13 protein-coding genes and 2 pseudogenes are annotated in these 20746 nt (G+C 45.4%); 11 read left to right on the top strand and 4 right to left on the bottom strand.

All coding sequences use genetic code 11. The annotated features are described in order from the left end of the window. Window positions 1-136: 136 nt before the first annotated feature. The 7 genes from AC3CHU_RS19270 (at window position 137) to AC3CHU_RS19300 (ending at window position 9326) form a co-directional block, all read left to right on the top strand. Window positions 137-1144, top strand: coding sequence for a LacI family DNA-binding transcriptional regulator (locus AC3CHU_RS19270; protein ID WP_102551670.1), 1008 nt, complete (start codon window positions 137-139; stop codon window positions 1142-1144). Window positions 1145-1162: 18 nt separating this feature from the next. Continuing rightward, window positions 1163-2410 carry an ABC transporter substrate-binding protein gene (locus AC3CHU_RS19275; RefSeq protein WP_065206436.1) on the top strand — a complete coding sequence of 416 codons (1248 nt, stop codon included), beginning with the start codon at window positions 1163-1165 and terminating at the stop codon, window positions 2408-2410. Between the two features lie 68 nt (window positions 2411-2478). Continuing rightward, window positions 2479-3465, top strand: a complete 987-nt coding sequence (locus AC3CHU_RS19280) for a carbohydrate ABC transporter permease (RefSeq protein WP_102551672.1) — start codon at window positions 2479-2481, stop codon at window positions 3463-3465. Window positions 3466-3511: 46 nt separating this feature from the next. After that, the gene (locus AC3CHU_RS19285; RefSeq protein WP_017077012.1) at window positions 3512-4360 is read left to right on the top strand and encodes a carbohydrate ABC transporter permease; all 849 of its coding nucleotides are present in this window, start codon (window positions 3512-3514) and stop codon (window positions 4358-4360) included. Window positions 4361-4377: 17 nt separating this feature from the next. Continuing rightward, window positions 4378-5727, top strand: coding sequence for a GH1 family beta-glucosidase (locus tag AC3CHU_RS19290; RefSeq protein WP_488526215.1), 1350 nt, complete (start codon window positions 4378-4380; stop codon window positions 5725-5727). Then, window positions 5727-6818 (top strand): ABC transporter ATP-binding protein, encoded by a 1092-nt coding sequence (locus tag AC3CHU_RS19295; RefSeq protein ID WP_488526216.1) that lies wholly within the window; start codon window positions 5727-5729, stop codon window positions 6816-6818. Before AC3CHU_RS19290 ends, AC3CHU_RS19295 begins: the two co-directional genes overlap by 1 nt. 93 nt (window positions 6819-6911) lie before the next feature. Beyond that, window positions 6912-9326, top strand: coding sequence for a glycoside hydrolase family 94 protein (locus tag AC3CHU_RS19300; protein ID WP_488526217.1), 2415 nt, complete (start codon window positions 6912-6914; stop codon window positions 9324-9326). A gap of 128 nt (window positions 9327-9454) precedes the next feature. On the opposite strand, the pseudogene AC3CHU_RS19305 reads toward AC3CHU_RS19300, so the two are convergent. Further along, window positions 9455-10303 (bottom strand): annotated as a pseudogene (locus AC3CHU_RS19305) (aldose 1-epimerase); the annotation flags it as partial. Between the two features lie 79 nt (window positions 10304-10382). Here AC3CHU_RS19305 and AC3CHU_RS19310 point away from each other — a divergent pair. Then, window positions 10383-11303 carry an IS5 family transposase gene (locus AC3CHU_RS19310; RefSeq protein ID WP_488524388.1) on the top strand — a complete coding sequence of 307 codons (921 nt, stop codon included), beginning with the start codon at window positions 10383-10385 and terminating at the stop codon, window positions 11301-11303. 54 nt (window positions 11304-11357) lie between these two features. Here AC3CHU_RS19310 and AC3CHU_RS19315 read toward each other — a convergent pair. Next, a pseudogene (locus AC3CHU_RS19315) lies at window positions 11358-11465 on the bottom strand (aldose 1-epimerase); the annotation flags it as partial. Between the two features lie 64 nt (window positions 11466-11529). Between AC3CHU_RS19315 and AC3CHU_RS19320 the strand changes: the two are divergent. Beyond that, the gene (locus AC3CHU_RS19320; protein WP_488526218.1) at window positions 11530-14628 is read left to right on the top strand and encodes a GH116 family glycosyl hydrolase; all 3099 of its coding nucleotides are present in this window, start codon (window positions 11530-11532) and stop codon (window positions 14626-14628) included. Window positions 14629-14724: 96 nt separating this feature from the next. After that, window positions 14725-15738, top strand: a complete 1014-nt coding sequence (locus tag AC3CHU_RS19325; protein ID WP_488526219.1) for a LacI family DNA-binding transcriptional regulator — start codon at window positions 14725-14727, stop codon at window positions 15736-15738. Window positions 15739-15938: 200 nt separating this feature from the next. Here AC3CHU_RS19325 and AC3CHU_RS19330 read toward each other — a convergent pair whose 3' ends face one another. Further along, the gene (locus tag AC3CHU_RS19330) at window positions 15939-17567 is read right to left on the bottom strand and encodes an ABC transporter ATP-binding protein (RefSeq protein ID WP_488526220.1); all 1629 of its coding nucleotides are present in this window, start codon (window positions 17565-17567) and stop codon (window positions 15939-15941) included. A 12-nt stretch (window positions 17568-17579) separates the two neighbouring features. Continuing rightward, a complete protein-coding gene (locus tag AC3CHU_RS19335) occupies window positions 17580-18074 on the bottom strand; it encodes a hypothetical protein (protein WP_004732800.1) in 495 nt (164 codons plus the stop codon). A gap of 240 nt (window positions 18075-18314) precedes the next feature. Here AC3CHU_RS19335 and AC3CHU_RS19340 point away from each other — a divergent pair, with 240 nt between their 5' ends. After that, the gene (locus tag AC3CHU_RS19340; protein ID WP_017083022.1) at window positions 18315-20675 is read left to right on the top strand and encodes a Lon protease family protein; all 2361 of its coding nucleotides are present in this window, start codon (window positions 18315-18317) and stop codon (window positions 20673-20675) included. Window positions 20676-20746: the final 71 nt, after the last annotated feature.

A 20746-nucleotide genomic window follows, 5' to 3' on the forward strand; every position in this document is an offset into this window, starting at 1 on the left:
GTAAGCGCTTTCATGATTTCCACAACTGGCCTTTTTACCTCCAACTTTAGTGTGATGACACTCACTTCAACCAAGACGCCTTTCTTTAATAATCGTTTTGTAAGCGGTTACAAGCTAATGAAGTATCGAGGTTCGAGTGGCAACAATTAAACACGTATCAGAACATGCAGGTGTGTCTCAGGCGACAGTGTCTAGAGTCATTAATGGCACCAGTAGAGTCAGTCATGACAAGAAGCTAAAGGTTGAAAAAGCGATCAAAGAATTGGGTTATCGCCCAAACTCTATCGCTCAAGCTTTGGCGTCAAGTCGTACCGGGAGTGTTGGCGTTGTTGTTCCAGAGCTTGGTGGCTCTTTCTATTCAGGCATCTTGCATAGCATAGAAGAAAACCTACGCCGCTTTGGTTACCACGCTGTTGTTGCGGCGGGCTCGAACACCGAACAAGGGCAGCGCGAGTCGGTGGAGTTTCTATTGGGGCGTCGTGTTGATGCTTTGATTCTTCACACTCAACTGCTCAGTGATGACTATTTAATTGAATTGGAAGAACAGGGGACCCCTGTGGTTTTAATTAACCGCTTCATCCCAGAAATGGCGATGAGTTGCATTGATATTGATAACGAAGTCGGGGGGCTACTCGCTACTCAATATCTATTGCAAAAGGGACATACAGATATCGCGTGTATTACCGGGCCTTTAGATAAAGCAGATGCTAGGGGGCGTTTGCAGGGGTATCGAAAGGCCTTGGAAGAAGCGGGAGTGCCATACGATGAAGCATTAGTCTCGGAAGCGGGCTTTACTGAAGAGACTGGCATCAGTGCGATGAAGAAGCTGATAAATCGTAAGTGTCATTTCACAGCAGTATTTGCTTCGAATGATCACATGGCATTTGGCGCCTTCGAGGTGTTGCATCAAGAGGGGCTGTCTGTTCCTAAAGATGTATCACTGGTGGGCTTCGATAACACCATCTTCGCGCGCTATCTGACCCCTAGTTTGACCACCATTAATTTCCCTATTGAAGAGATGAGCGTTGAAGCAGTACAGCTCACTCTACAGAAGCTAAAAAAAATAAAACATGACGTGAACTTTAAATTGCTGCCGACGTTGGTTATTAGAAACTCGGTATCGGATTTACCAGTTACCCTATAAAAATATTAAGGATAGAACATGAAATTTAAGACCTTAGCGCTTTCATGCGCGGTTGCTTTAGGATTAGGTACAACAGCTGCAAATGCAGCAGACAAAGAAATTCGTTTCGACGGTTTCCCTGATTTCGATAGCAGCCTAAAGGTATTACTGCCTGATTTCGAAAAGGAAACGGGTATCAAAGTTGATTACCTAATGAACAACCACGGTGACCACCACACGAAACTGACAACGAACCTTGCAACGGGTTCTGGTGCGGGTGATGTGATTGTTGTCGACGTTGAGAAAATTGGTCCATTCGTGGGTTCTGGCGGCCTAGTTAACTTGTCTGAAAACTACGGTGCAGATAAGTACGAAGAACGATTCGCACCTTACGCATGGGCACAAGGCAAAGGCGCTGACGGCGATATGTATGGTATCCCTGTCGACCTAGGTCCAGGTGTTATGTACTACCGTACCGACGTATTCGAAAAAGCGGGCATTGATGTGAATGAAGCAATCAAAGATTGGGATTCATACATCGCTGCTGGTGAAAAACTGAAAGAGCAAAACGTACAACTTATCGCTTCAGCATCAGATGTTGCACAAGCCATTATCTTCACGACGGTTCCTGAGGGTGAAGGCCTTTATTTTGATAAAGATGGTAACCCAGTGGTGACATCAGAGCGTTTTGTTCACGCTTTTGAAGTAGCAAAAGAGATTCGCGACAAAGGCTTAGACGGCCGCATTCTGGCTTGGTCTAACGAATGGTACGAAGGCTTCCGTAACGGTACGTTAGCAACTCAATTATCTGGCGCATGGCTATTGGGTCACCTTCAAAACTGGATGGCTCCAGATACTGCGGGTAAATGGGCAGTCTCTAACCTTCCAGATGGTATCTACGGAAGCTGGGGTGGTTCATTCCTTTCTATTCCAACTCAATCGGACAACCCAGATGAAGCGTGGGCTCTTATTGAATACATGACGACTGATCGTGATGTTCAGCTGGGTGCCTTTGAGACTATCGCGGCCTTCCCTTCTAACGTAACCACGTATGACGATGAGCTTTTCCAAGAGGAGATGGAGTTCCTTGGCGGACAAAAAGCACGTCTTCTTTTTGCTGAAGTTGCGCAAAATATCAAACCAGTATCTCCAGCACAAGGCGATCACGTTGCACGTTCTATAATTTTGGAGAACGCGTTAATGGAAGTGCTTGATGAAGGTAAAGATATCAAGACAGCGTTGAAAGAGGCTGAACGTCTAATCAAGCGTCGCACACGCAGTTTGTAATTTATTTTTACTTTAAGTAAGTGAGGAAGCGTGGATAACGCGCTTCCTTTTTTTAAGAGGTCGTTACTATGAATCATACAGCGAGCACAACGATGGAACCTGCGGATAAAAGTCTTTTTTCTCGTCTAAATTTGAAAGCGCTTACACCGTATGGATTTCTTCTGCCGTTTCTGATCATTTTTTCTGTATTTGGGATCTTCCCGCTGTTGTTCTCCGTTTACCTGTCGTTCCACGAGTGGAACCCGGTAAGAGGCATGGATGCAATGGAGTTCGTTGGTTTTGAGAACTATCATATTGCCTTGACTGACCCGTGGTTATGGCGTTCATTGAAGAATACGTTTTGGTTAGCTATCACGTCAGGTGTGGCTCAGCATTTAGTTGCTATTCCAGTGGCTTACATGTTGGTTTCTATGGGTGATCGCATGCGTCACTGGCTAACATCAGCGTACTTTTTACCGTTTATCACTTCAACGGTCGCAGCGTCACTGATTTTCTTCAACATGTACTCTCCTAACTCAGGAATCATTAACCAAACGCTGATGGCTCTGGCCGATAGCACGCTGTTTGGTTGGGCATTTGCTTGGGTTAACGATTTCCAACCAATCCGTTGGTTAGACGATGCCACTATGGTGAAGCCGTCTATCGCGATCATGGTTTTCTGGAAATACACCGGTTTTAACATCGTCCTTTACACCACAGGTTTAATGACGATCCCTAAAGACATCTTAGAAGCTGCACGTATGGATGGTGCCAATGCCTTCCGCCGCTTCTGGAACATTTCACTACCAATGATTCGTCCATTCATCTTCTTTGCTATCACGATGACCATCATCGGTAACCTGCAAATGTTTGAAGAACCGTTCGTACTAACACGTGGTACAGGCGGTACTGGCCAATCTGGTTTAACTATCTCGATGTACCTCTACAAAGTGGGCTGGGAATGGCTAGAAATGGGCACAGCATCAGCTATCTCATGGTTACTGTTTGCACTCATCGCGACTTGTACATTGGTTCAATTTTTACTCTTCGGTAAGAAAGGCTTAGGGGAACATTAAGATGTCGACATCAATTAAGACAAATGCCTCACCACTAAGTGGACTGATGCCAAGCGAACGCAGCATGTACATTCTGACTAAGATCTTGATGGTCATGTTAGGCATCTTACTGGTTGTTTCAGCGCTGATTACAGTCTTTCCATTTGTATGGTCGGCACTGCTATCAACGCGTGACCGTTCTGAAATTTTCGGCACGGGCATTAGCTTTGCGATTGGCGATAGCCTGGCGATTAACTACGCCAAATTGCTTGAAATCATGCCGTTTTGGAAAGCGATGTTTAACTCGATTTACGTGGCTTTCTTAGGCACCACCATATCGCTGCTGTTTTGTAGCATGGGTGGTTACGCGTTTGCTGTGTTTAAGTTCCGCGGTAAGAACGTGTTGTTCGGCATGCTGGTTGGCTCAATGGCGATTCCGCCTGTGCTTAGCTTGATCCCTTACTTCATGATCGTGAAATTCCTAGGCTTGTTAGACAACCATATGGCGGTGTGGCTGCCGTTCACAACGACACCATTTGGTATCTTCCTGATGCGTCAGCACGTGATTGCATCGATTCCTAAAGAGCTATTGGAAGCCGCAAAACTGGATGGTGCTGGTGAGTTTAGAACGTACTGGAGTGTGGTATTGCCACTGATGAAGCCCGCATTAGCAACACTGGCTATCGTTCAATTCGTTTTCTTCTGGAACATGTTTATGCAGCCTCTAGTGGTGCTTAACAACCCAGATAATTACGTGATTACACAGGCGCTACGAAGCGTTCAAGGCATTCCAAATACGCCATGGGGCGCGGTGATGCTAGGTACTACAATTTCAATTTTACCACTCGTGATTACTTACTTGTTCGCATCGAAACAAATGATCAGTGGTTTAACGTCCGGCGCAGTCAAAGGTTAGGTCTAAGGGTAATAACAATGAATAAATATCAACTTCCAAGTGATTCAAAGTTACGCAGTAAGGAATTTGTATTCGGTGTCGCGACATCTTCATACCAAATTGAAGGCGGCGTTGAAGAGGGCGGTCGTACACCGTCTATCTGGGACACATTTTGTAAGACGCCAGGTAAGGTCGATAACGGCGACAGTGGTGATGTGGCTTGTGACCACTACCATTTGTGGCAACAAGATATCGAAATGATTCAAGGCCTAGGCGTTGATGCTTACCGTCTCTCTATTGCATGGCCGCGCATCCTGCCACAAGACGGTGTCGTGAACCAGCAAGGCCTAGAGTTTTACGAGCAAATTATTGATGAGTGCCATGCTCGTGGAATGAAGGTGTATGTGACGCTTTATCACTGGGATCTTCCGCAATACCTTGAAGATAAGGGTGGCTGGCTAAACCGAGAAACGTCTTACAAATTCGCAGAATACGCAGAAGTGGTGAGTAAATACTTTGGTGACAACATCGATGTGTACACCACGCTCAATGAACCGTTTGTGTCTGCATTCCTAGGCTACCGCTGGGGCGAACACGCACCAGGTATCAAGGGTGAAAAAGAGGGCTACCTAGCGTCTCACCACCTAATGCTGGCACATGGTTTGGCTATGCCGATTCTTCGCAAGAATGCCCCTCATGCCAAGCATGGTGTGGTATTCAATGCGACCCCGGCTTACCCGTTCACACCACAAGACCAAGCGGCAGCAGATTACTGTGAAGCGGAAAACTACCACTGGTTCATCGACCCAGTATTGAAGGGCGAATACCCACAGTTGGTGGTTGAACGCCAAGCGATAAACATGCCTATGATTCTAGAAGGCGATCTCGACATCATCAGCGCACCGGTTGATTACATCGGCATCAATTATTACACACGCAATGTCGCTCGCTTCAACGAGAACGGCGATATTGAATCGGTGAAACAAATTGAAGCTGAACACACTTACATTGGCTGGGAGATTAACCCACAAGGTTTAACCGACTTATTGGTCAGACTGGATGCTCGCTACGAAAATATGCCACCTATCTACATAACTGAAAATGGTGCTGCGGGCAACGACGAACGTGTAAACGGCCAAGTGATGGACGAGCAACGAGTTCGTTATTTCCAAGGTCATATCGAAGCGGTTCACAACGCGGTTGAAGCGGGTGTGAAAGTCGACGGTTACTTCGCTTGGAGTCTGATGGATAACTTTGAGTGGGCATTTGGCTACTGCCAGCGTTTTGGTATCGTCCACGTTGACTACACCACCCAAGAAAGAACATTGAAACAGAGCGCAATTGCGTACCGAAATATGCTTCTAGAGCGCGCTGAGGAGAACAGATAATGGCTAAAGTAGAATTTAAGAACATCAAGAAATCATTCGGTGATGTTGAGGTTGTAAAAGAGTTTGATTTTACGGTTGAAGACGGCGAGTTCGTGGTTTTCCTTGGCCCATCTGGCTGTGGTAAATCGACAACGCTACGCATGCTTGCTGGCCTTGAAAGCATCAGCTCTGGTGACATCGTAGTTGGCGGTAAGTTGATGAACAAAGTTGACGCGAAAGACCGTGACTTAGCAATGGTATTCCAAAGCTACGCTCTGTACCCACATATGACGGTGTACGAGAACATCGCTTTCGCTCTAAAATTAAAGGGCATGCCGAAAGCAGAAATCGACGTAGAAGTGCTAAAAGCGGCGAAAATGCTAGAGCTTGATCCGCTACTGAACCGTAAGCCGAAAGAGCTTTCTGGTGGTCAGCGTCAGCGTGTAGCAATGGGGCGTGCGATGGTTCGTACTCCTAAGGTTTTCTTGTTTGATGAGCCGTTATCTAACCTAGATGCCAAACTGCGTGGCGTGATGCGTGAAGAGATCAAACACCTGCACCGTGAACTAAAAACGACCACGATTTACGTAACGCACGATCAGATTGAAGCGATGACACTGGCGGATCGTATCGTGATTCTGAAAGACGGTTATGTGGCACAAGTCGGTACGCCAACTGAGGTGTTCCAACGCCCTGCTAACAAGTTTGTCGCGCAATTCATTGGTAACCCGTCAATGAATATGCTGGAAGCGAAACTGACTGAGACTGAAGGTGAGTACTTCGTTGAAATTGGCGATGTTCATATCCCACTTCCTGAGCGCTTTAAGTCTCTGGCATCTAAGAACCTAGCGCTGCATTTTGGTGTTCGTCCAACGGACATTCACCTACGTGCCGAGCAAGTTGACCACGACCGCGTGCTGCCATTCCCTGTGAAAATCAAAGACAAGGAATTACTGGGCGCAAGCATTCTTCTGAAAACAGAAATTGGCGGTCAACCGCTGATGGTTGAAACCCAAGCCGCTGAAGTCGATGTGAAAGAGCTGACACTTTATTTGGATTTGGATGCTTTCCACTTGTTCGATGCTCTGAGTGAGAACTCGCTAGCGAGCTAGCCAGTCAATTTAAATCAGTCATTGAGCTGACACCAACCAACTTACGACAAATTGTTTTGGCTCCTCCTGATTTGGGAGGGGCTAGGGATAGTGATGATGAAATTCGGATATTTTGACGATAAAAACAAAGAATACGTAGCAACCACACCGTGTACACCGATCAAATGGTGTAACTATGTGGGTACATTAGATTTCGGTGGCATTGTAGATAGCAACGGCGGCGTGTTGTTGTGTAAAGGCGATCCTGCACTCAACCGCATCACCAAGTACATTGCTCAACTGCCAAACTCAGATTTCAAAGGCTCGACCTTATACCTTAAGGTGCGTGATGAAGCAGGGAATGTAGAAGTGTTTTCTCCTTTTTACACACCAACTCTGAAGCCATTGGATAAGTTTGAAAACCATACGGGTTTGTCTTACACCACCATTATTGCGGAAGCATTCGGTGTGCGCTGTGAAGCGACCTTCTTTGTGCCAAAAGCTGACCAAGTACTGTTGCAAGACATCAAAGTAACCAACATTTCAGACAAAGCACTGCACGTTGATGTGGTACCCGTGTATGAGTTCACTCACTTTGATGCACTTAAGCAACTGTTAAACGCAGACTGGGTTCCACAAACTATGACGCTTAAAGCGCATCAGCAAGAGTCTGGTCATACCGTGCTTGAGCAATACGCTTTCATGAAGCGTGATTACGCGGTGAACCTGATGACAGCGGATCGCCCTGCGACGTCTTTTGATGGTGACCGCCAATCGTTCCTTGGGAATTTGGGCTACGGTACATGGGCAGCGCCAGAAGCGCTAAACAATGATGAGCTGGGTAATACTGAGTGCTTGCGTGGCGATAACATTGGTGCTCTGAACCTGCGTCTAGGTTGGTTATCTCCAAAGCAGACCGAACGTACGATTGTACAAATCGCACAAGAGCAGAGCCTAGAAGCAGCATTGCCTCTATTGGCTAAATACCGTGACCATCAAGTTGTCGATTCGGCTTTCGCTGAACTGGCTGAACACTGGGATGGTTACCTACAAGCGGTTCAGGTTGAAACACCAGATCCAGCAATGAACTCAATGCTTAACGTACACAACCCGCGTCAGTGTCATACGACTAAGAACTGGTCTCGTTACCTGTCTTTGTATCAGCTTGGCTATGGTGCTCGTGGTATTGGTTTCCGTGATTCTTCGCAAGATACATTGGGCGTAATTACGCACATGCCAGAAGAGGCGCGTGAGTTCATTGAGCGTCTGTTGTCTGTTCAGAATATTAACGGTTCTGCGATGCATCAGTTCTTCCCATCAACGATGGAAGCGAACGCGGGTGACTCACGTGAAGAGGAAGATCGCCCTGATTACTACGGTGATGATCACCTGTGGATCATCTACGCGGTCACTCAATATGTGAAAGAAACGGGCAATGCAGACTTCTTGAATAAAGAGATCCCGTTCTATCAAAAAGACAAAGCGGGCAACCCAGTTGAAACGGGAACGGTTTGGAACCACCTGTGCCGCGCAATTGAATTTACCTACACCAATACTGGCGAACACGGTCTACCGTTATTAGGTTTTGCAGACTGGAATGACACGGTGAACCTGCCAACGGGTGCTGAGTCGATGATGGTGGCGAACATGTACGGCAAAGCACTGCTGGACATGTTGGATTTGTGTGAGTTGCGTGGTGAAGCGCAACTGACAGCTAAGTTTAACGATCAGTATCAACAGATGCAGAGTACGGTCAATGAGTGCGGCTGGGATGGTGAGTGGTTTGTTCGTTACTTTGATGAGCAAGGTTTGCCAATCGGCTCTCATAAAAATGAGCAAGGGCAGATTTACACCAACGGTCAAAGCTGGCCTGTGATCTCTGGTTTCGCGACTCAAGAACGTGCTACTCAAGCTCTAGATTCTGTTTACAACAAGCTGAATACAGCGAATGGCATTAAGCTTTCAACTCCTGGTTACAACGGCTTTGATCCACAGCTAGGTGGTGTTTCAACTTACCCACCAGGTGCAAAAGAGAACGGCGGTATCTTCCTGCACTCTAATCCTTGGGTGATGATCGCAGAAGCGAAAATGGGCAACGGCGAGCGTGCGTACGAGTACTACCGTCAAATCAACCCAGCGTCTAAAAATGATGACATTGATACCTTCGAATCTGAGCCTTACTGCTACCCACAAAACATCTTGGGTGACGAGCACAAACAGTTCGGTTTAGGGCGTAATGCGTGGCTTTCTGGTACGTCTTCTTGGACATACGTAGCGGGTACGCAGTGGATTCTGGGTGTTCGCCCTGAAGTGGATGGCTTGCTGGTGGATCCATGCATTCCGGCAGAATGGCCAGAGTTCAAAGTACGTCGTCAGTTCCGTGGTGCGACATACCATATTCATGTCACTAACCCTAATAACGTCTGCAAAGGTGTGGTGGAGATGAAGGTCAACGGTGACCTAATTTCAGGCAACAGAGCACCGGTATTTACCTCTGGTGAGCACACGGTAGAAGTGGTTTTAGGTTAACAAAGAGAAGGGCGCTTTATGCGCCCTTTATTGCTTCTTTCGTTTGGTTCTTTCCTTATATTGTTTCGTTAGCAATGCGTTCTCTGGGGGCTGATTTCGCATTCAGCAGTTGCCTTGATTTGGTTTAGTTATTTTGGTTGATAGGTGGCTTGGCATTGCCAAGTAAAGGTCTGAGATTGGTTCGGGCTAAGCGTCAATAAGCCAATCTGGTTATTGAATGCATCAGCTGGGCAAGTCATTGGTTCTATTGCAATACTTTGTTCGCTAGTCGGCGTGTAAAGCTGAACGAATGGGTAGCTTGCATCTTGTTGATAGCGAATAGCGGCAGACGAATCTGAGCGCGTAAACGCAAGTTGATTGGTTGTCTTGGAATCAAATTCAAAGCAATGATTTAAGCTTTGATTAGTCAGTGAATCGTCCAAAGACAAACGGTCAAAAGCGTGCTTTTCACCATTGGGTAGGTCGTTTTCGTGTATGACCTCAGAGCAAGGCGACATAGCGAGTCCACATTGTGCTAGCTCAGTACCGAGTGAAAAATAAGGGTGCCAAGCATCACCGAATGGGAAGGCTGAATCACCCAGATTAGAGACGGTCGTTGAGGAAGTGAGTCTACCTGTGATATCGATAGTGAAGGTCACTTCAAGGTTGAACGCAAACGGGAAAGCAGGGTGCAAAGACGATGTTTGATACTGCAACGTCACACTGGCGGATTCTTCAGTGGCTACGCTGTTGGTGATTGAAAAAGGTTGGTTGTAGAGCAGGCCGTGTACGGCGTGATCAGACCAAGGAAAGTTAGCTGGGAGTTGATGGTTTTGGTTATCGAAACTGTAACGACCTAAGTTTAAACGGTTTGGAAAAGGGAATAATTTAGCACTGCGGGAAAAGAACGGATGTTGGTTGATCAGTTCATCATAATTCTGATAACCACAAATAAAAGAGAATGGACTGTTATTTACGATATATTTATTAATAACAGCGGCTTTGTTGCGTAATTCAATGGAACTAAATCAAGAGCCTACGATCTGATCAGCTACGTTCACTCCTTCTCGTAGCTCTATGCCTAAACCTCGTTACAAAACAACCAACTGGAAGCAATACAACCAATCACTTATTAACCGTGGCTCTCTGACCTTTTGGATTGATGAAGAGGCAATAAACGGGTGGGCGCAAAGCAAACAGAGTAAGCGCGGGAGGCCACGTCGGTTCAGCGATTTAGCTATCACGACAGCGCTCATGGTGAAACGAGTTTTTTCTATGCCACTGAGAGCTCTGCAAGGGTTTATCGACTCAATATTTAGGCTTGCCCATGTTCCATTAAGTTGTCCGCATTACACCTGCATCAGTCGTAGAGCAAAGCAAGTTGAGGTCTCATTTAAGACTAAAGCGAGAGGAGCAATACAGCACCTGGCCATTGATGCAACTGGCCTAAAGGTTTATGGCGAAGGTGAATGGAAAGTCAAAAAACACGGGACAGATGGCAAGCGTAGAGTTTGGCGAAAGCTGCATATTGCCGTTGATACAAGCACTCATGAAATTATCGCAGCCGAGCTAAGTTTATCGACGGTTACAGATGGAGAAGTCCTCCCGAACTTACTGAAACAAACACGCCGAAGTATCCTTGAGGTGTCTGGTGATGGAGCTTACGACACGAGATTGTGTCATGCTGCTATTAAGAGTAAGGGAGCCATTGCGCTTATTCCCCCAAGAGAAGGGGCAGCCTTCTGGGAGCGTGGTCATCCTCGAAACCTCGCCGTGGGTTGCCAGAAGTTATACGGCTCAAATAAGTATTGGAAAGAGCGGTATGGGTACCACAGACGTTCACTATCAGAAACAGCGATGTATCGAGTTAAACAGTTACTAGGAGGACGATTGAGCTTAAGACATTACAATGCGCAGGTGGGTGAGACTTACGCGATGATAAAAGCGTTGAACAAGCTTACTGGGTTAGGTATGCCTGAAACTTGTCGTATTGACTAAGAAACACACGAAATGGGGTAGCTCTATCTATAAATTTAATTACGCAACAAAGCCAATAACAGCACCAAATCCATTGATTATTTGAAGTTCTATACCATGTTGGTGGTTTATTAATGTGACAGAGTCAATATTTCCAAATTTTTCATTTATAATTTTAAACATGTTGATGTCTCCATTTTTAAAAGATATTAACAAGAAGAAAAAAATATTCAATGGCGGTTTTAAAATGAATAATAAAATTCCATATACGAGCTACTCAGGAAATTCAGAACACTTGTGTAAAAAAGGGGATGCGGTTGAATTTATTCAACCTTGGTACACGCCAATTTCTACCACACCAGAAAATACCGGTATGGCAGTCGGCGGAATTGGTAGCACATTTACACTCACACCAAATGGCAACACACCAAATTTCAGCTTTATTCCGGGAATATTTGTTGATTGTTCAGAGCAAGTTGTTAGTTTTAATGATTTTTATGCGTCTGTGATGAATGCGCCAACCATCGACACGCTGCAAGTTCTTAGCGAAGAAGAGTTGAGTGTTCACCTGAACTTTTATCCTGCTTTGTTCGATGGCAAGAAGATCGAAAGCAAAAACATATCGAATGCGAATAACCTGATTCGAGCAGCATTAAAAAATGGTCGCTTCTACCAAGAAAATAAAGCTAACTTTAAAAAGTGGAAGGTTGAATTTTCAAATAAGACTCAATTATTTATTGACGAAGATTCAGGTTCAACTATTTGTCAATTATATGTAGCCTTAGATTTCTTTAATGGTTTATTAATAAATGATACAACGAGATTATTATCACTTACTGCGAGTGATAATAATGATATGGATAATATCAATGGCAGTGATATAGATAGAGTTAATGGTAGAGATATAGAATATCAAGCTTTGTATCCATTGGCTGAATATAAATACAGCAGCTTCGAAGATATTAATATAAAGCGTAAGGTAGTCTCTCCGATCGTTAAAGAGAACAAACGCCTCTGTTCTTTACCGATGCACTGGAATCACTTCGAATTAACCAATAATTCAGCGCAAACTCGAGTTATTACGCTTGCTCAACCGCTACAAAACTTGATTGGCTCAACCTACCAAAAAGGGCGCGATGGCATTCAGGATTCGGCTTGTACCTTGTCTCAAAACCCGATCGCCCAGCAGCATGAAGTGGTCAACTTAAAAGGTGAAAGTCACAGTTTTACGGGTGTTCAGCTCTCTAGCCAGTCGCCTTATCAAAGTGACATTGAAGGCGAAGTGGTATTTGGTGTTCAAGCGGATAACCATTTGACTGAATCTGGTAAGGTCTCGATTTCTGTCAAGCCAACGCTTTATACCTCTAAGACAGCTCAGCAAACAGAATTCGCACTCAAAACAGGCCGTACCAACACTGAGTTCCAAACCGGTATCTATACAGGACGTGAAGCACTGAGCGCATTGGTGGTGGTTCAGGTTGAATTGGAAGCGGGTGAGTCTGTTGATCTGCGTTTTGCACAGGTGATGGCGCACAGCAAAGTCATGCTTAATGGCTGGCATTCAGACAAGGCTTACACGCAATTTTACCCGCAAACGCAACCAGCTCTGCCGATGTTAGAAGACGTATTACCTGAACTAGAAGCGATTGAGCAACAGATCGTCGCACAACAAACCACTTTCCTAGAGCAAGCTCAAAGCAAGATCTCGCAGCCTGATTCAGCACTTCGCTATGCGACGATGGCGATGAATTCATTGTCTTTTCTGGCCGAATCAACGGTATGGGATAAAGAAGATAAGTTCTTGGTGAAAGAGTGTGTCGACTACCCATTCTTTAACTCTCTGGATGTGTACTTCTACGGTTCATTCTCATTGCTTTATTTGTTGCCTGAGCTTGATGGCTGCGTGATGAAAGAGTTTTCTAAGGCCATTTTGGCGGAAGACTTTACCGAGCGCCGCTATTGGGAATACGAAGCGACGCCCAATGCCGAATTGATTGATGACAAGTACCAAGGCGTGCGTGCAATTCGAGGTGCGGTAATCCACGACTTGGGTAGTCCGTTTGACATCCAGCCCGATGCTTACAGCTGGCACAACGTGAAAGAGTGGAAGGACTTAGCGCCGAAATACATTCTGATGGTGTACCGCCATTACCAAAACACCCAAGATCTCTCTGTGGTTAAAGAGTGCTGGCAAGCCGTAACTGAAAGCATCGATTTCTTATCGAATTTGATCGCTGAAGGTGACGATTTACCACTAACCCGTGGAACAGACGATACCTTTGATAACCTAGCTTCTCATGGCATCTCAATTTACTGTGCGAGCCTTTGGGTTGCAGGCTTGCAAGCGGCAAGCGAACTTGCACAATTGATGGGTGAAAGCGAGCTAGCTAGTGGTTACTTAACGCGTTCTAAAAAGGCGTTAGCCACGGTTGAGCAAAGCTTGTGGGATGACAAAGAGGGTTACTACCACTTCTTCGTGACGCCAGTTCAAGCCAAGCATCTAACCGGTGCGGGCTATCAAGCTCTGGAAACCTTGGGCCTGACTTTGACGGGTGATGCGATTGCTGACAAGAACACGCTAAATGCCTATTTAAATGAAACGGATACCTCCATCAACATTAGTAAGGTATCTCAAAGAGTCTCGAAGAAACGCTTGCTGAGTGAGACTGCGCCTCAAGCTTTTACACAAGAATACTTAGATTTAGTGCCAGATTCTGACAACAGTTTTGGTGATGCCTTGTTGGCCGACAGTTACCTAAAGCTCATCGGCTTGGAAGGTATTTTCCCACAACAGAACATCCAACGCGCATTGGACTATGTTTATAAGCACAACTTTGAAATTAATAGTCCTAAGTTGGGTGTTGCGAATATGACGTTAGCCGACGGTTCACCACATGAAGCATTTCAGGCACAAGATGTGTGGATTGGTGTTCAGTTTAGCGTGGCAACGGCGTTGAACTTAGCGGGGAAATCGCAACAAGCAGAAACATTGATGGATACTGTGTATACCGCGCTCTATGACTATTCGAAAATTCCATTTGCAGCGCCAGAAGGATTCAATTGCTCTGTGTCTGTCAATGAGAAAGATCTTATAGAAGTATTTAAAGTGTCGCAAAATGATGCGAAAAGCTGGCTAAGTGTACTTAAATGTCAAAAGTGTGTGCTGTCTGACGGTCGCATCAACCCAACATTAACGAAAGATACTGACAATTTTGTTAAAATGATAGGCGGCGAAATTCCGTTAGAAAAGCTGGCAGGCTTACACAAATGGCTATTGAGTACTGGCTTGAAATACACGGCTGGCCGTTACTTCAGACCGGGGATGATCTTCGCCTACATGTATTAACTTAATGACACGATTTTCAACGAAAGCAGTGGTATGCAGGTTGAAATTGACGGGGAGCTTCAAGCTCCCCGAATGTCACTTGATTAGGGTATCGAGATGCGCACTAAAACAAAAAAAACAACAGTATACGATGTAGCAAGACTGGCTGGCGTTTCTCCCAGCACCGTGTCTCGCTTCCTTAATCGAACCACTTATGTGTCTGACGATAAAAGCCAAAGTATTGAGCAAGCGATTAAAGACACTGGCTACAAACCTAATTTTCAAATGCAAGAAAACACCAACCGACGTTCACTCACCATTGGTGTGTTGGTGCAACACCCTGACAGCCCTTATACCAGTCGTATTCTCAATGACATGGAGAAAACACTGATCGCTCAAGGCTATTCGTTAGTGATCGCGACAGGGCATTGGCAGAAAAAGTTGGAAATGCACGCGTTGGAGTATCTTGCAAAAAGTAACGTGGATGGCATGATCATCGTGACAGGAAGCATTACTCAGGAAGAGATTGCCAAGTATGCACAAGACATTCCTATCGTGATGGTTGGCTACGATTTTGTTGAGAATAACGTCCGCTCCATCAACATTGATAACGTGTTGGGCGGCTACATGGCAACCTTACATTTACTGCAACAAGGGCATGTGAATATTGCTCATATTAAGGGGCTTTCAAGTCAACCTGATTCGGGGAATCGCTTTGAAGGCTATAAGAAAGCACTTCAAGAGGCGGGCATAAAAGTGATGCCAAAACTCGTTAAACAGGGTGATTTCAGTAGTGAGTCAGGCTACGAGAAAACCGTTGAATTAATAGAGTCGAAGGTTCATTTTTCCGCTCTATTCGCAGCCAATGATCAAACGGCTTACGGGGCGATTAAGGCGCTGTCTGACCACGGTTATAAAGTGCCAGAAGATGTGTCTGTGATTGGCTTTGATGACTTGCCTACGTCTAAGTATTTCACGCCAGCCCTGACGACGCTGAGACAGCCGATTGAAGAGATTGGTGAGGTGTGTGCTCAGTCGATTTTGAACTTGTTATCTGGCGAGAGGCATGAAGCTCGCTTGCCACCGATTGATTTGATTGTGAGAGAGTCGACCAAGTCATTGTATCGTTAGTATGCCATGAAGTGATTTGATGCCAGGGAGTGACACTTCGAGAAGAATTATTTCCCTTCAGAAACGAAAAATGTCGCATCCATGCGACATTTCTCTTTTGGCGGCCAAACCAGTTTTGCTATATCCATTCTAGATTTCAATCCATTAGGAGATTATTCAGAATGTACATATAAGACGCTGTTAATATTGATTAGTTCCCGTTACGCCGCATTTTTTTTCGATTTATTTTCTAAGTCGAATGACGCTGCGATTAACTTCTTGGTGTAGTCATTTTTCGGTGCATTGAAAATCTCTTCTGCAGACCCTTCTTCCATCACTTCACCCTTCTGCATCACTAATACACGATCCGACAGTGCTTTCACTACCGAGAGGTCGTGGCTGATGAACAGAAAGCCGATATTGTGCTTGGCTTGAATGTCTTTGAGCAGGTCAATCACGGTCAGTTGTACTGAGCGATCGAGTGCCGAAGTCGGTTCATCCAGCAAAATGAAAGAAGGCTCTAGAATCAGTGCGCGAGCAATCGCGATACGTTGTCTTTGCCCGCCTGAGAACTCATGCGGATAACGGTTTATTGAATTCGGCTCTAAGCGAACTTCAATCAATGCTTTGCGCGCTCTTTCTAAACGTTCTTGCTTGGATAGATGAGGTTGATGCACCGTTAAGCCTTCGGTGATGATTTCCCCAACTGTCATGCGTGGTGATAAAGAACCATAAGGATCTTGGAACACCATTTGGACATCTTTCTTGAGCTTGTGACGCTCTTTATCATTTAATAAGCTAACGTCTTGGCCTTTGTAAACAATACGTCCGGTACTTGGCAGCAAGCCAATTAATGCACGTCCAAGGGTCGATTTACCTGACCCTGATTCCCCCACAATGCCTAGCGTTTCGCCTTGTTTAAGATTCAACGAAATGCCTTTTACGGCTTCGAAGTACTGACTTTTACTCTTGATGAAATGTGATTTAACCAAGAACTGAACTCGGATATCGTCAGCAGACAATAGCTCTGGGGCTGACGCCTCAACAGGAACCTTAGCGCCTTTAGGAATCGAGTTAATCAGCATGCGTGTGTAATCGTGTCTTGGATTCTCGAATAAGGCTTGAGTCATCCCTTCTTCAACTAGCTCACCTTTGCACATCACCAGAACACGGTCGGCAAAATGTTTTACTACGCCAAGGTCATGGGTGATAAACAAAATCGCCATGCCCATCTTGCTTTGAATCTCTTTGATCAAAGAGAGCACTTCAGCCTGAACCGTTACATCTAATGCGGTGGTGGGTTCGTCGGCAATCAAAATATCGGGCTCATTAATCAAGGCCATTGCGATCATGATGCGTTGCAGCTGACCACCAGAAAACTCGTGAGGATACTTAGTGTAGGCTTGCTCTGGCATTGGTAGGTGAACCAGTTCAAACAGCTCAAGTACGCGCTGTTTGGCCTTTGACTTTGATACCTTACGGTGACACATAATGGCTTCAGCCACTTGTGTGCCCACGCGAAGGTATGGGTTGAGAGATGTCATCGGTTCCTGAAAGATCATGCCGATTCTGTCGCCACGAATCGACTGCATTTCTCGTTCAGTCTTGCCAAGTATTGATTGCCCCTCAAATTCTATTTCAGATTGAGCATCAATGATGGCGTTATCAGGGAGCAAACGCATGAGTGCGTTAGAAGAGACTGATTTACCTGAACCTGATTCACCAACAATGGCCAAGGTTTCGCTAGAATTAAGGGTAAAGTTAACCTTTTTTACCGCATCAATGATTCCATCATTGGTTGTGAAGCTAACGGAGAGGTTATTGACTTTAAGAATGGCCCGGTCCGACATGATATATCCTTATCAATTTAAGACATTAGGTGAAGATTTCACTTCTGACGTGGTTTTAAGTTGCCCAAAATGGTGATGAGCACGTTGAATTTGTTCTAGTTCGAGCATCCAATACGAACTGCGTTGAGCACTGCAAAAAGCGATCAAATGATTGAGTAGATCTTCACTCTGTTTTTCCAGCAGTGAATAGGTGCGCTGGATCAGTTCTGTGCTTTCGAGAGAGATAAATTGCATCAGTGCGTAAGACTGATTCAAGGTGTCGAAGGCTTGCTGATGATGGCCTAAACGGTTGAAAATCTCTGATTGAGCGACACTTGCGTCTCTAAGCCCTGCAAGTAGACAGGCAAATTGGCAGGGCTTGATGTCGCTTTGGTATGCAGCATCTTGGATGTGGTGAGGAAGAGACGTTAGAACATCACCATACAGGCGCTGTGCTTCTGGCCAGTGACCTTGTTCCATTAACTGTTCAGCTTTTAGGTAGTGCATCCAGCATCGTTCAATTTCCATATCCACATCCTCAATTTATAATATCTTAAAATGTTAATGATATTTATTATCAAATGCAAATTAAAATCATTCACATGTTAAGTTGGTAAATAAAGTGGCCGGTTATTCTTAAAAATGGCTCAAATTGTGCGTTATTTGCTCAGTTGAACAGCGATGTTGCGTAAGTCACTAAATTTATAGGAAATTACATCTACACTGATTTTATCTACACCCAAGTAATGAAGGACTAAGGAGGCGGCGATGGCGATGCAAAGACTCAATACAGAACAGCTGTATAAGGTAGCGGAACTCGATAAGCTACCATGTAAGTCGACCAAAGAACTGGCTCCAATTGACGAAATCGTCGGGCAAGAACGTGCACAAAAGGCCGTTGAGTTCGCGATGTCAATCAAGGAAAAGGGTTACAACATTTATGCGATAGGGCGAAATGGTCTTGGTAAGCGCACCATGATTTTGCGCTATCTAAACCGACACACTCAAGAGGTCCAAGAGCTCTTTGATTGGTGTTATATCGCGAACTTTGAAGATATTCGCACACCGAAGGTACTCAAGTTGCCACGTGGCGTGGGCAGCAGCTTAAAGCAAGACATTGAAAAGCTGATGCGTAAATTGCTTAAAGCCATGCCGCTCGCATTCGACAATGAGATGTACTTTAGCCGTGCAGATAGACTTAAAAACCAATTGGCCACGAAGCAACAAGCTGCGCTCGAAACAATTAGCCAAGAAGCGAAAGATAAGGGCATCAACCTGACGATTACCACTCAGGGTGATTACCAGTTTGTCGCAATGAATGGGGATGATCTTCATACCGAAGAGAGCTTCGATCTGCTTTCGCCGGAAGAGCAAGACCAGTTCGATAAAACCATTGATGGATTGGAAGTGGGTCTACGAACTATTTCTCGCGAACTGACCGAGCTTGAAGAGACGTATACAGAGAAAATTCAAAAGCTTAATGATGATACGGCGCGAGATGTGATAACGCACTTCATCAAGCAGTTGAAGCAAGACTACAGCCAATATCCAGATATCAAAAAGTACCTGACGGCACTGCGTAAAGACATTGTCGATAACGCAGATATTTTCTTGGAAGAGAGCACAGAGCAAGCAGAAGTTGCGACCGCCTCTTTGGATAAGAAAATGCCGCGTCGCTACAAGGTTAACGTGATTGTGAGCCAGAAGGAGGAGACGCTGCCGATCGTGGTTGAAGAGAATCCGAATTATCACTCTCTGTTTGGCTATGTCGAGACGGCAACTTTTAAAGGTACTGTATTTACGGACTTCTCATTGATTCGCGCTGGTAGTTTACATAGAGCCAATGGCGGTGTGTTGTTGATGGATGCGGTTAAAGTGCTCGAACAGCCTTATGTTTGGGAAGGCCTGAAGCGCGCGCTACGTTCGCGTCAATTGAGCTTCACTTCATTAGAAAAAGAGGTCACGTTAACGGGCGCGGTATCGCTTGATCCAGAACCCATCCCATTAGATGTTAAGATCATTTTGTTTGGTGATTACCGCACTTATCAACTGCTGCAACATTACGATGCGGAGTTCGGTGAACTGTTCCGTGTCACAGCCGATTTTGAAGATGAGATGAAGCGTACTGCGGATTCTGAAATGCATTATGCACGCTTCATTTCGAGCATCGTACATGACAACAACATGCTGCATTGTGATCGTAAAGCGATTGCTCGCATCATTGAGCACAGTTCTCGTCAGGCGGGTGACCAAGGTAAGTTGTCGCTGCACTCGGCACACATTGCGAATCTGCTTCGTGAGTCAAACTACGTAGCGAGAGGCTCAAAATCGAACCTGATTCGTGCAACGCACGTCGACCAAGCGTTATCTAACCAACAGATGCGTGTTGGACGACTGCAAGACAGTGTGATGGAAACCTTCACTAACGGAACAACGCTAATCCATGTTGATGGTCAGGCTGTCGGACAGGTCAATGCGCTTTCTGTACTCAGCACAACCGATCATATGTTTGGAGCGCCGAACCGAATCACGGCTACCACAGCTTACGGTGATGGTGAAGTGATTGATATTGAAAGAAACGTAGACCTAGGTGGCAGTATTCACTCGAAAGGGGTGATGATCTTGTCTGCTTATCTTTCTTCAGTGTTTGGTAAGACAGCCAAAGTTCCGCTCACCACTAACATCACCTTCGAACAATCGTATGGTGGCGTCGATGGTGACAGTGCGAGTATGGCCGAGTTTTGTGCGGTGGTGTCTGCGTTTTCTAAGCAGCCAAACCGCCAAGATATTGCGATTACCGGCTCAATGAACCAATTCGGTGAGTCTCAGCCTATTGGTGGTGTGAACGAGAAAATTGAAGGTTTCTTTGATGTGTGTGAAATCAAAGGGCGTTCAAACGAACAAGGGGTGATAATCCCACGATCGAATGTTCATAACTTAATGCTGCGCGGTGACATCGTGAAAGCAGTTGAAAAAGGCGAGTTCAATATCTGGGCGATTGACCATGTAACAGAGGCGATTGAACTGTTCACAGGCAAAGCCGCAGGTGAGGCAAGTGATGAGGGTAGCTATCCAATTGATACTATCTTTGGTATCGCTCAAGCTAAACTGAACGCACTGCGTAAATAGCTGTATAGCTAGACTAGATAGTTAGCTAGTTTATGCCTAGATAAACAGATAAACAGATAAACAGATAAACA

This window comes from Vibrio sp. QJM3NY_39, from assembly GCF_057785895.1.